The organism is Pseudomonadales bacterium (assembly GCA_041395945.1).
In the GTDB taxonomy this organism is placed as follows: Bacteria; Pseudomonadota; Gammaproteobacteria; order Pseudomonadales; family Azotimanducaceae; genus SZUA-309.
The window spans coordinates 1098492-1112753 of the sequence record JAWKZN010000001.1 but is presented as its reverse complement, the minus strand read 5'-3'; the positions used below and the strand labels follow the sequence as shown (position 1 = coordinate 1112753).

The following is a 14262-nucleotide window of genomic DNA, read 5'->3' as shown; positions in this document are numbered from 1 at the left end:
GCATTTTCGAAAGCACGTTTGATCGCTACCCTGGGGGAGCCGCTATGAGTCACGACGAACTGGAAGACTTCCGGTCTCTGATCGAGACGTCCCGGCGCATTGTGTTTTTTACCGGCGCCGGTATCAGCACCGAGTCCGGCATCCCCGACTTCCGCAGTCCGGGTACCGGGCTGTGGACGAAAATGAAACCCATCCAGTTTCAGGACTTCGTGGCCAGCGAAAGCGTGCGTCAGGAATCCTGGCGCCGGCGTTTCTCCGGCGAACGCAGTATCGAAAAAGCCGTACCCAACAAAGGCCACTATGCGGTGGCGAGGCTGGTCGAACTCGGCAAGTCCCCGGCGGTAATCACCCAGAACGTGGACAACCTGCACCAGCATGCCGGGGTGCCGGACGATCAGGTCATCGAACTGCACGGCAATGCCAGCTATGCCACCTGTCTGTCCTGCGGCACCCGCTATGAACTCGCCGACCTCGAAACCCAGTTCCGGCAGCACCAGCGGGTAGAACCCTGCAGCCGCTGCGGCGGCATCATCAAATCCGCCACCATTTCTTTCGGTCAGGCCATGCCCGAAGACGCCATGGCGAAGGCACAGGCCGTGGTGGAAACCTGCGATCTCATGATCGTGGCCGGCTCTTCGCTGGTGGTCTATCCGGCCGCCGGTTTTCCCGAATACGCCAAGCGCCTCGGCGCCGGCCTGGTCATCCTCAACCGGGAAGAAACGCCCCTCGATGGCATCGCCGATCTGGTCCTGCATCGGGAGATCGGTCCGACCCTCGCCTACGTGGTCGGCATCAACTGATGGGCGTCTGAGACCTCCTTCGGCGTGCAGCCAGGCTTCGACCCGGGGCCTGCCTCAGCTTCAGCGGGTCGCGCTCAGCAGCCGGTCAGCGAACCGTTCGATATCCTGCAGATCGCGGCAGACGTCCACCCGCAGACAGTATGGCGCGTAGTGGGGCATCACCGAATCACCCTCCCCCCAGCGATCCCGGGACTCGGGGTTGAGCCAGAACACCTGCCGTACCCGGCGTGCCAGTCCGCGCAGTACGTCCACCCGGGGATCGTAGAAGTTGGCCCGGGCATCGCCGAGAAAAATGAGGGTGCTGTGCCGGTCCAGATCCGCGCCCACCTGGTTACGCAGATCGGTCAGCGCCGCACCGTAATCGGTGGCACCCTTGCCCCAGTCGAACATCGCCGCGGCCACCGCTGCGTCGACGTCGCTGCCGCGTAAGTCCTCACTGATTTCTCCGAGCCGGTTGGAAAACGCAAAGGCCCGCACCTGAGGCAGCGCGTCTGTCAGTCCGTGCAGCAGCAGCAGCAGAAAGCGCGCAATCCGGGAAACCGAGTTGCTGACATCACAGACCACATACACCGTAGAGGGCTGGCGATGGCGCTGGCGCCAGTGCAGATCGAACAGCGCACCGTCGTAGGCGATGTTTGCGCGCAGTGTGCGTTTGATGTCGAGATGGCCACGCCGGGTTTTCTTTGCCCTGGCACGGTGACGCTGACTCAGTCGCTGCGCAAGTTTGGCCACCACCCGATCCACTTCACGATAGTAGTCCGGTGGCAGCTGATCGAGATTACCCTTGAGCGCCGCCGCCAGGAGAGCGCGTCGGCCTGTCGCATCCACCGCCAGCTGATACTGGAGATCCACATAGTCGCGGACCTGCTCCTGAATGTACTGGCGCAGATAACGCAGCGCCGGCAGCTGCGCTGCGGGAAAGTCTTCAGATCGACTGAGCAGCTGCTCGAGCTCTCTGCCACCTAATGCAAGACTCAGCAGATCACCGATCCGGGCCTTGTCTCTGAGTGTCTGCATGCCGGATATCTGCAGGCGCTCTGCTTCCCGCTGCACCCGGTAAGCGAGTGCGGTGCGATCTCCGTGCAGGATTTCGTCGATGACCTGGCGGATCACCGGCTGTTTTTCCGGGTCCAGGATTTCCAGCAGCTTCGCAGAATCCAGTCCGCGCAGCGGTGAGCGTTTCGGCGCGCGCCGGAACGCCAGCTGATGGAAGAAGCGCTCGAAGCATTCCGCAAAGCGCTGCTTCTCCTCCCGGGTCTTCGCCAGGGTCAGGGCCAGCGCATCCTGCAGCAGGCGCGGATCCATCAGACCCACCGCCTGCACCACGGCAAACCCATCCAGGGTTTCCGCCGGTGAGACCTGCAGATCGGCGCTGCGCAGCGCGTGCACGAATCGGGTGAGGGTGACATCCATCGGCGCCGATTGTATCGGTCTCACCCCAGCGCTGCGACGCGCCGGACGCGCTAGACTCCCGGTCACCGAGAACAGGGCAGAGGTCCGCCGGGCCGATGGCAACACCACAGCTACCCGACACTGAGCGGGTTCGCAAAGAAATCGCTGCGCTTGTGCCGGACTGGCCACCTGCGGCCATCCAGTCCATCGCCCATCTGGACGGCGGCTTCAGCAATCACAACTTCCGTTTCCGCTGTGACGCTGTGGATTACGTGATCCGGGTGCCGGGCCGGGAGCGACCCTATGTCGACCGGCGCGCGGAACTGGAGCTGCTGCGCGGCGGACAGCTCAGCAGCGATCCCGCACTCGAGGCACCCAGCCTCATCGCTTTCGATCCCGACACCGGCAGCATGATCACCCGCTGGGTCGACGGCCAGCTGCTGAGTGAAGCACGGCCCGATGAAGCTGACCTCATCGGCTACCTCAAACGTCTGCACGCGACGCTGCCGGTGACTTCCCGCACCTATGACCCGCTGGAGTTGTCCCGTCAGCTGCTCGCCGGAGCCCGGGGTCCGCGCTGGCTGACGCGCCTGCTTGCCTCCCTCGCCTGGCAGCCCCGGAAGCTGGTTCCCGCACACAACGATCTCAATCCCTGGAATGTCATCCGCACCGTTACCGGGACCTGGTTGACCCTGGACTGGGAGTGGTTCGGCAACAACGACCCGCTGTTTGATCTGGTCACCCTGCAGCAGGGCCTGGGTCTGCCTGCGCAGCGACTGCACCCCCTGGCCGAGCGCCTCCTCGACCACAGCGTAGCGCAGGAGCGCATGGAACGCTGTCTGTGCCTGTTCTGGCTGCGGGAGTACGCGTGGGCCCATGCGGAACTCGCCCAGGGTCACGATCAGGAAGGCATTCGCGCACAGCTCACCCTCTCGACAGAGCGGCTGCGTCAGATGATGTGAACCCGAGCGGCCGCCGTCTTTTCAGACCAGCCCGGGGCCGCCAATCAGGCGCTCGAACTGGTGCAGCGCAGACTCGAGCCGGCTGTCGTCGAGACCTTCGACGATGCCGTAGCGAAACGGTCCCCGGGTCAGCTCCGACTCATGACGCGCAAAGAGCCGCATCCGGTCTGTCGGATTTTCGCGCAGCGGGTCCGGCTCCCAGGGCAGGTCCGGGTAGGTGAGCAGATAGATGCGTGGCGTGCGCGCCGCCATGCCCTCACGGATCAGGTCGGGCGCGGGTCCGAATTTCTCTTCCCACCAGATCTGCAGCACCAGCAGATCCGTATCACTGATCAGCAGCCCGTCATGGCTGCTGCGGGCATCCCGCTCCGCCGCTATCTGCAGCCGGGCGATCTCCAGAAGGTCTTTTTCCCCATAGCCCTGCCGCGCACCCAGGTAGTCGCGAGCCGCTTCGGCCACCATCGGCACATTGAAATGTGCGGCAAGCGAGCGGGCGAGGGTCGTTTTGCCCGTCGATTCCGGCCCCGTGAGGCACAGGGTCAAACGCCGGGTGCGCATGCCTGCTGCTGTTGCTGTTGCTGCAGCGTCTGCTGCCATGCGCGCCATCCGATTACCGCCATGCCGAGATAAACGCCGTAGAGCACCGCATACAGCTCGATGCCTTTCACCAGATAGATCCCGGTGGCGATGACATCCACCACCAGCCAGACGATCCAGTTCTCCAGATACTTGCGCGCCGTCATCCACATGGCGGCGAAGCTCATGCAGGTGGTGGCGCTGTCCCAGTAAGGCAGTTCGGCCCCGGTGCGGTTGTCGAAGAACCAGCCCATGGCCAGGGTGGCGGCCAGGATCCCCAGTCCCAACAGGACGAGCACCTGTCGCGGTGTACGGGTCACCGGCAGCTCATCGGTCTGCTGCCCCGCCGCCGACCCTGCGCCATGCTGCCTGCCACCATACAGCCAGTAGTACCAGCCATAGCCGTTCATGAGCACGTAATAGCCGGACAGCAGGACGTCTGCATACAGCCGCTGCTCGAAGAACACCGCCACCGAGACGAAGGAATAGATCAGGCCGATCGGAAAGGTCCAGACATTCTGCCGGATCAGCAGCCAGACACAGAGGAGACCGGAGCCGAGACCAACAGCCTCGAGCCACGCCATGTCCGCAAATGCGGCGGCCAGGGCATCCGGCAGGTAGTTCAGGAATACATCCAAAGGCCGGCAGGTCCTTGCGTCGGATCGGTCGCCTACCTTAGCGGCGGGTCAGTCGACCCGCAATCGCACGAACACATTCGCGTGAACGTATTCGCGTGAAGACGGTTCGCAGAGTCCCGGCAGGCTCAGGCGGGCTGTTCGATCTCGACGTCGCTCCAGCCATACTGTCCGGCGGGCTCCGCCAGACGCAGACAGGTGTAATGGCTGCGGAAAGGTACCAGATCGCCAAGACTCGCGCCGTGGCGTGCCACAAGCGCTTCACTGAACGGCACGAATACCTTGGCTGCGTGTACCTGGGTGGCGTGGTTTTTCCCCAGGGCGGCAACGCCGGTATTCACGGCGCTGCCCGATGGGGTCAGAGCACAAGTATCGAGGTCGTTGGTTACACCAGACATATCTACCGCATACCCGCAAAGACCAAAGTCAGAGTCGCTATTTGACCCTTCCCGGCTGGAAATGGGGTGCAGAAACAGTGGAGCGCTCCATGAGGTTCATGGAGAAAGCCTGCAAGGCCGGACGCTTTGCGATGCCGGGCACGGGAAATCTGAGCAGGAGGTCACGAATGGCCGTGGCGGGCGGAATCCGGCAGAATCCGGCCCGTACGAATCAACACCGAGAGCCCAATGGCCAAATCCATAGCCATCGTCGAAGACGACCCGGATCAGCGGGCCAACTACCGTGACGCAATCACCAAGAAAGGCTATCAGGTCGCCGCCTACGGTACCCGGGCGGAAGCCCTCGCGGGAATCGAGCAGGCCATGCCGGACCTGGTGATCCTCGACATCATTCTCGGCGACGAGGTCGATGCGGGATTTCAACTGTGTCGTGACCTGCTCGCCCGAGCGCCCGCCCTCCCGGTGATCTTCCTGACCGAACGCATCGACGAGATCGACAAGATCTCGGGACTGCGACTGGGCGCCTGGGACTACCTGCCGAAACCCATCAGCCTGGATTATCTGGCCGAGCGCATATCCTCGCTGCTGCGCATACACGAGTTCCGCAAGGATCAGGACCAGGTGGAGTCCCCGACCGCCAAAAAGATTGGAGACCTGACCCTGGACCAGGATGCCCTGCTGGCTTCCTGGCAGGGTCAGCGCATCGACCTCTCCGGTACCGAGTTCCGCATGCTCGCCAAACTGGTCCGGCAGCCGGGTCATGCGGTGAGTTACGAGACCCTGATGAACGCCACCATGCAGTCACTGGTGACCAACAACACCATCAACACCCACATGCGCAACATCCGCAAGAAGTTCGAAAAGGTGGACGCCAACTTCGCGGCAATCAAAAGCGAATACGGATTCGGCTACCGGTGGTCGAACTGACAGGCAGTTGAGGGTGAACGCCTGGCCCCGTAACCGATGAGATTCTTCAAACGCATCACCGGGCCGCGCATCGGCACCAAGCTCATGATGCTTGGCCTCACCCTGCTGATCGTGCCCTGGTTCAGCTATCGGCAGCTGGTGGAAATGGAACGCCTGCTCATCCAGGGTCAGTCCCACGCTCAGCTGCTTACTGCGGAAGGCATTTCCACCCTGTTCAACGGCCGCGAAGACCTCTTCAACGACCTGCCGGTCACCATCGAAGACTTCGAGAGCCTGTACGCACACCCTTTGCAGAACGCCATCCAGCTCAACGGCAAGGTCGACGACTGGGGCGCGGAACTCATCAACAAGATGATCCCCTTCGGCAGCGAAACCGCGAGCAAAGACGGCGATTTCGAACTCCTCCTCGGCGAGCGCAACGGTCAGCTCAACGTTTTCATGCGCATCAGAGACCCCCAGCCCGTGTACCGGGATCCGGGCTACCTGCGGCTCGACAACGCGGATCACGTGCGTCTGAACTTCATCCGGGCCGACGGCGAAGACGGCCGCATCCTGGTCACCCTGCCCGGGCCCGGCGTGACCACAGCCTACGAAATGGACGCCGACTGGCGATTTGCTGAAAACGGCAGTCCGTTGAGCAGTGTGCAGGGCTTTATCGAACGCACGGACGAAGGCTACGCGGTGGAGTTCCGGCTGCCGCTGTCGCTGCTGGGTTCCTCCCGTTATTTCGGACTCGCCTTCGTCGATGTGGACGACCCCGGTACCCGGGCGATTGTCTCCATCACCCAGACCCTGCCCACCGCCGGCAAGGAGAGCTTCAACCTGGTGGTGCTGCGCTCGCCGGAACTGCTCAACATCATCCAGGGTCTCGGCTACTCGGGCGCCCGTATCCTGGTGATCGATGCCCAGAAGCGGGTGCGTGCTGAAACCGGTTCCAGTCTCACCGTGGGTGACGGTCTCGAAGACGACGAGCGTTTCCAGATCGTGCGCAGTCTGTTTACCTGGATTCGCCCGTTCATCCACCGCATCACCACCTTCGAAGAATGGCAGCCGCCGAAGAGCGTACCGGAGGACTCACAGGCCACTGCGGACGCGGCCATCGCCACCTCCCTGGCCGGCGACCCGATCACCCTGCGACGCAGCATCAGTGCGGAAAACGAAGTCATCATGGCCGCCCACCCGATCATCGCCGCGGATTCGGTGATCGGCACGGTGGTAGTGGAACAGAACATCGACGAAATCCTGTCTTTCCAGCGCTCGGCCCTCGAGCAGGTGATTCTGCTGTCGGTGCTGAGTCTGTTCGTGGTGTTCGTCGCCCTGCTCGCCTTTGCCGGCCGCCTGGCCTGGCGGATCCGCAATCTGCGCCGGGAAGCCAGCAATGCCATCGACCAGCATGGCCGCCTGCGCACCAGTTTCCTGCAGAGCGAAATGTATTCCGGCGACGAGATCGGCGACCTGGCGCGCAGCGTATCGAACATGCTTTCCAAACTGCATCAGCACAACACCTTTCTGGAAAGCATGCCGCGCACCCTGCGCCACGAGATCAACAACCCGCTCAACACCCTGAGCACTTCACTGCACAATCTCGCGGAGGAACATCCGAATGTCAGTGGCAGCAAGTATCTCGCCAGCGCTCAGCGCGGTGTGGCCCGCATCGGCACCATCGTGCAGAACCTGGCAGACGCCGCCAGTCTCGAGGAGTCACTGGAAGCCGAAGAACTCGAAGTGATCGACATCGACCAGCTCCTGCAGAGCTATGTCACCAACTGCCGCATCACCCACAAGAAGTGCGAGTTCATCTATCGGGGCCCGGGCAGACCGGTGCTGGCCCGGGTGGCCGACTATCGGATCGAGCAGCTGCTCGACAAGATCATCGACAACGCCATCGACTTCCATCGCGCCAACTCCCCCATTCGCGTGCAGCTCGACACGCTCCGTAACGCGCTGCAGATCACGGTCGCCAACCGGGGCCCCACCCTGCCCGCCAAGGCGGAAGGCACGCTCTTCGATTCAATGGTCAGCCATCGCGGCCCGCAGAATCAGCTGCACTTCGGACTGGGACTCTATGTGGTGCGCATCATTGCCGAATACCATGGGGGCTTCGTGCGGGCGATGAATCTTGCGGACGGCTCCGGAGTGGCCATCGTCGTCCACCTGCCGGCCATCTATCACCCGGAGGACGAACGCCAGCCCTCGGGCCAGGAAAAAGCGGCAGTCGGCGTCAGCGCCGGCTGATCAGAGGACGGGGCAGCGCCCGGCGAAGGTGCTCGGCGCGATTTCGTGGCGGCGCTTCCTGGGATTGCGCGGTCTGTGCTCAGCGCGCCAGTGCGTAATGCGCTTCGAGGGACACCTGGTCATCGGTGACCAGCTCGCCCCGCTGCACCAGATACTCGATGGCAGCGAGCACGCTGCGCGCTGCTGCCGGATACATGAATTCCGGGGTGCCCACATACATTTTCGGCACCATGTCCCGGATCAGCCCGACCCCTTCACCGATGCAGGCGAGAATCTGGGCTTCCCGCTCCCGGCGATGCTCAATGAAAGCCCGCACGTGTGTGGCGGTGTCTTCGATGCAGGGTCCGTGGGTGGGCCAGTAGACCCGGTCATCCCGCTCCAGCATGAGCTCGAGACTGACCATGTAGGCCATCATGTCACCGTCGGGTGGTGAGATGATGCTCGTCGACCAGCCCATCACATGATCGCCGGTAAACAGGGCCCTGGATTCCCGCAGCTGGAAGCACATGTGGTTGGAGGTGTGGCCGGGCGTGTACACGCATTCCGCACTCCAGTCCCCGCCGCTGATGACTTCACCATGCCGGACCCGTACATCCGGATTGAAGGCCATATCACCGCCTTCTTCCACCGGTACCCCTTCCTCCATTTTGCCCGCGCCGTGTGGCCCGAATGCGTAGGTGGGGGCATCGGTGTGATCGCGGAGCAGCGCACAACCGGGCGAGTGGTCCATGTGGGTATGGGTGACCAGCACATGGGAAATGGTTTCACCCGGGATCGCATCGAGGATGGCTCTGATATGCGCGGGATCTGCCGGGCCCGGATCGATCACGGCGACCGAACCGGTACCGAGGATGTAGGTCCCGGTGCCATACAGCGTAAACGGGCTCGGATTGTTGGCGATCACCCGGCGGATACCGGGCTCGACCTGGTCCACCCGGCCGTATTCGAATTCGAGGTCACGACGGTAAGGAATCTTCACACCCAAAGCTCAAGCACCTGACACGAAATTCCTGGGGGCGGCAAGGATAAGCACAACGCGCACCTACAACAACCACAATAGGAACAGGCCAACCGCCATCACCAGCGACGCGCCGAGCAGCAGCCACTGGGCGCTGCGCAGCCAGCGTCGATCCGACTCCTGGGCCGCCACATCCTTGAAAACCAGACTCACCCGGCCGATGCGCAACACGTCGCCATCGGCAAGCTCGGCACTCTGGATGATCTCGCCGTTGACCCGGGTACCGTTGGTGGCCATGAGGTTTGTCACCGTGGTCGATTCCGGCCGCACCACGATCTCTGCGTGGCGTGCCGACACGGTCGAGTCCCGGATCACCACATCGCAGGCCTCATCCCGCCCGATCACCGAAGCGCCAATACCGGTGCGGAACGTGAATCCGCTGACCGGTTCGCTGACACCGAGCAGAAAGGCGCCGGTCTGGCGGCTGTCCGGCACCACCAGCGGTGGCTCGGCCAGGTCGACGGCGGCGATTTCGGTCGTGTCCGTGCGGCGCTCATTGCGGGTCGCGATGCGGATGATCTCGGTCGCCGTCTGCTGGCGTCGCACCGGGGTCAGATCCTGGCCCTTGCCGACCAGCTGAAAGCGCAGGGTATCAAAGCTGATCTCATCGCCGTGGTAGAGCCTGCAACCGCCGCTCAGGCGCTCCCCGTTCACAAAGGTGCCGTTGGCCGAACCGTAGTCGCGCAGCCAGACCACACCGTCTACCAGTCGCAACTGGGCGTGCTGGCGGGAAATGTGATCATCGAGCAGGAGGACTTCGTTGTCTTCGCTGCGGCCTACATCGAGCACCCCGGTGACTTTGTATATGGACTCTTCCCGGTCTGCGTAGAGCCACCATTCGTCCGCCTGGCGATCACTGTCCGGGGTGGCGGTGAACTCGATGTCGTTCTGTCCGACCTGCAGTCGATCACCGACCAGCAGCGCCACCGGATCGGCGCAGGTGGTGCCGTTTACCGACAGGCTGGCCTCACCCAGGGGGAAGGCCATGGCCCCCCGCTCGTTGGGTTCGACACGCAGATGGAAATCCAGCACGTCTTCTCCGGCCACCACCAGATCGTTATCCAGATGGCGACCAACCGTTGTGCTGCCTTCCAGGTCAAACCGCTCGCTGTCGAGCACTAAATAATATTTCATATCAAGGAGTTGCGGGCGCTTTCTCCCAGGATGCTCTCAATTCACGCCAGGCAGTGACATCCGGCGTTACCGTCAGAGCGAGCTCCAGGTAGTGCTTGGCTTCCTCCATCATTCCTACCTGATAGGCCTCTTCGGCGACCCGGGCCAGCCGCTCCGCGGACTGGCGCAGCAGGTCCGCGGCGATGGGATTGCCGGGGTCCATCCGCTGTACTTCCCGGAGCACGGTAACGGCGGAATCCGCCTGGGGTTCGGTGATGTAACCCTGGCTCAGCAGCGCGCGAGCCCGCTCGATATTCTTCTGCACGGTGCCCACCCGGGACACCTCGGCATCCAGCCGGCGTTTCAGTTCACCCAGGGTCTCCGGATTCAGTCCCACCGCCCCGGAACGCTGCAGCAGCTGCTGCACTTCCTCGATACGTCCCTGATTGAGCATCTGGGTGGCACTGCCGAGTACCTGGGTCTGCACCTCGTTCAACCCCTGCAGCGCAATCACGTTGCCCGGGTCGGTGGCCAGCACACGATGATAGATTTCGGCCGCATTGCCTCCGGGAGGGTTGATCAGCGACCCACTGGCCCGCAGCGCGCCCGCCTGCTGCAGCATATCGGTGATCGCCGCCTGCAGGGTGGTGGCCTGACGGATGCTGTCACGCACCGTGGCCAGCACCGGCAGCGCGGGATTCGCCGCACTGGCCCGATCCAGGAAGTTGATGGCATTGTCGAACTCGCCCGCTGCGACCGCTTCTCCCGCGAGGGATGCGTAATACCGGGCCAGCGAGTCCAGCTCCTTGAGCGCCACCGGATGTTGCGGTGCGAGCTGCAGCACCTCCTGATAGGCCTGGATGGCGGCCGTAGCCGCCGGAATATCCGAGATGCCGTGGCTGCGCAGCAGCGCCTGGGTGCTGCTGAGCAGCCCCTCGGCCCGGCGGCGATCGTTGAGCGCATTGCGCAGACTGGGGAGTTCCGGGTCGTTGGGAAAGGCGGCCGCCAGCTCGCCGAGTTTGGTCTCGGCCTGATCGAAACTGCCCTGGGCCATCGCATTGACCACGGTCAGCCGCCACTGGGTCGCCAGCCCGGCAATGGCATTGCGGGCATTGGGATGCTCCGGATCCAGATCGATCACCCGCCGATAACCGGCCACGATGGTGGTCAGACTCTGGTTGGGGTCCTGGTGCAGCGACTGGGCATTGCTCCAGGCAACGTTGACCATCGGATCTTCGATGATGCCGACATAGGTGAGCACCCGGACCGCCCAGGGCGGCTGCTCCACCGCGATGTACCCGCCTGCACCCACAAGCAGAGCGACAAAAAGCAGCATCACCAGGCTACCGAGGCGGGCCTTGCGGCGCTGCCGGCGGGCGTGTCGTTCCGATCTTCCCGGATCCCGAACCGTGGTCAGCAGATCACTGCCCACTGCGAGGATCTCCTGGGTACTCACCGCCTGGGCGCGAATGGTCGCATTGGGTAACTGAGCGTCCGAGCGGATGGCTTCCAGTGCGGCGCTCAGCTCTGCGCCGGTCTGGTAGCGCAGCTGGGGTTTCTTTGCCAGGCAGCGGTCGATGACAGGCTGGAAGGCGGCCAGATAGTTGGGCAGCCGGGGCACCGGCTCCTGCAGATGCTTGATGCCGATACTGACCGCGGAATCCGCTTTATAGGGCACATCGCCGATGAGCATGCGGTAGAGCACTACGCCCAGGCTGTAGAGGTCTGAACGTCCGTCCAGCTCCCGTCCGGAGGCCTGCTCCGGAGACATGTACTGCGGTGTGCCGACCACGGTACCGACCTGGGTCAGCGACGGGCTGGTGTCGGCGAAGCGGGCGATGCCGAAATCACTGAGCACCGCACTGCCGTCTTCCCGGAAAAGAATGTTTTCGGGTTTGATATCCCGGTGCACGAAGCCCTTGGCGTGGGCGTAATCCAGTGCCTTGCAGATATCCGCCACGACCCGGATCAGTTCCTCGAGATGGATGCCCCGGTTCAGGCGCGCGATGAGATCGCCGCCACGCACATACTCAAGCACCAGATAGAGCAGGTCGCCGTGATTGCCGACATCGTAAACCTGCACGATGTTGGGGTGGGTGAGCCGCGCATTGATGCGGGATTCCCGTATGAAGCGCTCCCTGAAACGCGGATCCCGGGCGTATCCGCCGCTCACCACCTTGAGCGCCACGAGACGACCGAACTTGTTCTGCACCGCGAGATAGACGTGTGCCATGCCGCCACGGCCGATCTCTTTCTGCACATCGAATCCGGGGATCGATACCAGGCTGTCAGGCGATGCCAGACCGACCATCAGCTGTTGCCCGGTGCCAGACGCTCGGGCTTGCCTTCCACCAGCCGGCCGAGCACAAACAGGCCATCCCGGACAATCTGTTCTCCATCGAGTCGCACCGCGAGCCCACGTCCGTGGGCCAGTCCGTTGACACAGTCAGCGCTTTCAAACATCCAGGGCTGCTCATCGATATTCAACCGGCAGCGCGACTGGGCGACGAGGGGGCGGTTGAAGATGAGCGCACCGTTGGACCACTGCTGTACTTCCAGCGGCCCTTCCGGCTGCTTCTTGATGCCGTAACCGTGCATCTTGTCGGTTGAGAACTGCCCCCGGTAGACGGTGCCATCACGCCAGTAGAAAACCCCGAGACCCTGGCGGGTGTCGTTTTCAAAATTACCTTCGTAGCGATTGCCGTTGGGCCAGGTGAATATGCCGCGGCCGGATTTCAGTCCCTGATCGAAGCGACCTTCGTAGGCGCGACCGTCCGGCCACTGAAACAGTCCATCTCCCTGCAGCACACCATCGCGGAAACCGCCCTTGTAGCGCTCACCCGTGTGCCAGATGAATTCACCCTCTCCGGTACGGTTGCCCTCCACGAACTGGCCACGGTAAACGTCGGCGTTCTGCCAGATGAATTCACCCTGACCGTGTATCTGGTTGTCACGGAATTCGCCTTCATAGCGATCGCCGTTGGTCCACTCCAGCACTCCGAGGCCTTCGCGCCGATCCTCCACAAAACCGCCGGAGTAGGTCCGGCCATCGGGCCAGTAATAGACCCCGTCCCCGTGCATGTGATTGTCGAGGAACTCACCTTCATAGCGATGGCCATCGGCCCAGGTGTAGACGCCATAGCCCGTGCGCGCCGAGTCGACAATGCGCCCCACATAGAGATCACCATTGGGGAGCTCGATGCGTCGTTCCGCCGCCCAGGCGGCGCCCGTCGGAAGCAGGATGATCAGACACAGTACGACACAGACCGGCACGAACCAGCCCGTTCCCGGAGTTCTCCCCAGGCTGGTTCCGGCATCTGACGCGATGGCTCGTTGCTGGCCTGTCTGCAAGTTCAGTAGACTCCGTCCACAATTCGATCAGTTGTCTTCATTGGCCCATTTTCTGTTCTTTAGTTCCTGCGTTGCAATCGGCACGCTCAGCGGCTTCCTCGGCGGTCTGCTGGGCATCGGTGGCGGTGTGGTGATTGTGCCAGCCCTCATCCTGCTGTTCGATGCTCTGGACCTGATGCCCCCGGAGGTATCCACACCCGTGGCCGTGGCCACTTCTCTGGCTGTGATCGTCTTCACTTCACTCTCCGCCGCCTGGGCCCAGATTCGCGCCGGCATGGTGGAGTGGCACATTGTACGCCGCTGGGCCATTTTTCTGATTCTTGGCAGCCTCTGCGCCGGCGAACTGGCAACCGCCCTGCCCACCCCGGTCTTCCGCGGGTTTATCGGCGCCTTCCTGCTGTTCGTCGCCGCAGTCATGCTGACCAGCTGGAAACCTTCTCCCCACCGCGACATTCCCGGTTTCGGGCTTTCCGCACTGCTGGGTGCCGGCGGCGGCCTGATTTCAGGCATCGCCGGGATCGGCGGCGGCAATGTGATCGTGCCGACACTCGTCTACTTCAATACGCCCGTGCATCGGGCCACCGCGACCTCCAGCACCCTGGGTGTGCCGATCGCGCTCGCCGGCACCCTGGGATACGTTGTCGCCGGGTGGGGCCTGGCGGACCAGGACGGTATGGCCGGCTACGTGTACCTGCCCGCCTTCGCAGCCATCGTGATCGCCAGTGTGATCGCTGCACCGGTCGGGGTCAGAACAGCCCACCGGGTGGCACCCCTGCCGCTGCGGCGCGCCTTCGGTGCCCTGCTGATCCTGGTCTCGGCGCGGATGCTGTATTCGGCGCTGACGGTGTGAGGCCG

The 14262-nt window shown here is 63.1% G+C and carries 13 protein-coding genes; 5 read left to right on the top strand and 8 right to left on the bottom strand.

From position 1 onward, the window contains the following. Positions 1-44: 44 nt before the first annotated feature. Positions 45-800, top strand: coding sequence for a Sir2 family NAD-dependent protein deacetylase (locus tag R3E82_05265; GenBank protein MEZ5550275.1), 756 nt, complete (start codon positions 45-47; stop codon positions 798-800). A 60-nt stretch (positions 801-860) separates the two neighbouring features. On the opposite strand, the gene R3E82_05260 is transcribed toward R3E82_05265, so the two are convergent. Beyond that, positions 861-2237: a VWA domain-containing protein gene (locus tag R3E82_05260; GenBank protein MEZ5550274.1), complete on the bottom strand. Its 1377-nt coding sequence runs from the start codon at positions 2235-2237 to the stop codon at positions 861-863. A 71-nt stretch (positions 2238-2308) separates the two neighbouring features. Here R3E82_05260 and R3E82_05255 point away from each other — a divergent pair, with 71 nt between their 5' ends. After that, complete coding sequence (locus R3E82_05255) at positions 2309-3154, top strand: phosphotransferase (GenBank protein MEZ5550273.1); 846 nt, start codon at positions 2309-2311, stop codon at positions 3152-3154. Between the two features lie 21 nt (positions 3155-3175). On the opposite strand, the gene R3E82_05250 is transcribed toward R3E82_05255, so the two are convergent. From R3E82_05250 to R3E82_05240, 3 genes are all read right to left on the bottom strand, one after another. Then, positions 3176-3712 (bottom strand): ATP-binding protein, encoded by a 537-nt coding sequence (locus R3E82_05250; protein MEZ5550272.1) that lies wholly within the window; start codon positions 3710-3712, stop codon positions 3176-3178. Then, on the bottom strand, positions 3694-4368 hold the full coding sequence (gene pnuC, locus R3E82_05245; protein MEZ5550271.1) for a nicotinamide riboside transporter PnuC: 675 nt from the start codon (positions 4366-4368) through the stop codon (positions 3694-3696). The genes R3E82_05250 and pnuC overlap by 19 nt, the downstream gene beginning before the upstream one ends. A 125-nt stretch (positions 4369-4493) precedes the next feature. Next, positions 4494-4763 carry a hypothetical protein gene (locus R3E82_05240; GenBank protein ID MEZ5550270.1) on the bottom strand — a complete coding sequence of 90 codons (270 nt, stop codon included), beginning with the start codon at positions 4761-4763 and terminating at the stop codon, positions 4494-4496. 228 nt (positions 4764-4991) lie between these two features. On the opposite strand from R3E82_05240, the gene R3E82_05235 reads away from it, so the two are divergent. Together R3E82_05235 and R3E82_05230 are read left to right on the top strand one after the other, a co-directional pair. After that, complete coding sequence (locus R3E82_05235; protein MEZ5550269.1) at positions 4992-5690, top strand: response regulator transcription factor; 699 nt, start codon at positions 4992-4994, stop codon at positions 5688-5690. A 36-nt stretch (positions 5691-5726) separates the two neighbouring features. Beyond that, positions 5727-7925, top strand: coding sequence for an ATP-binding protein (locus R3E82_05230; GenBank protein ID MEZ5550268.1), 2199 nt, complete (start codon positions 5727-5729; stop codon positions 7923-7925). Between the two features lie 79 nt (positions 7926-8004). Here R3E82_05230 and R3E82_05225 read toward each other — a convergent pair whose 3' ends face one another. From R3E82_05225 to R3E82_05210, 4 genes are all read right to left on the bottom strand, one after another. After that, entirely contained in the window at positions 8005-8904 is a 900-nt protein-coding gene (locus R3E82_05225) for an MBL fold metallo-hydrolase (GenBank protein ID MEZ5550267.1), read from the bottom strand. A gap of 63 nt (positions 8905-8967) precedes the next feature. Beyond that, complete coding sequence (locus R3E82_05220; protein ID MEZ5550266.1) at positions 8968-10077, bottom strand: FHA domain-containing protein; 1110 nt, start codon at positions 10075-10077, stop codon at positions 8968-8970. 1 nt (position 10078) lies between these two features. Next, a complete protein-coding gene (locus tag R3E82_05215) occupies positions 10079-12367 on the bottom strand; it encodes a protein kinase (protein MEZ5550265.1) in 2289 nt (762 codons plus the stop codon). Then, positions 12367-13407: a hypothetical protein gene (locus R3E82_05210; protein MEZ5550264.1), complete on the bottom strand. Its 1041-nt coding sequence runs from the start codon at positions 13405-13407 to the stop codon at positions 12367-12369. Before R3E82_05210 ends, R3E82_05215 begins: the two co-directional genes overlap by 1 nt. A 40-nt stretch (positions 13408-13447) precedes the next feature. Between R3E82_05210 and R3E82_05205 the strand changes: the two genes are divergently transcribed. Then, complete coding sequence (locus R3E82_05205) at positions 13448-14257, top strand: sulfite exporter TauE/SafE family protein (protein ID MEZ5550263.1); 810 nt, start codon at positions 13448-13450, stop codon at positions 14255-14257. Positions 14258-14262: the final 5 nt, after the last annotated feature.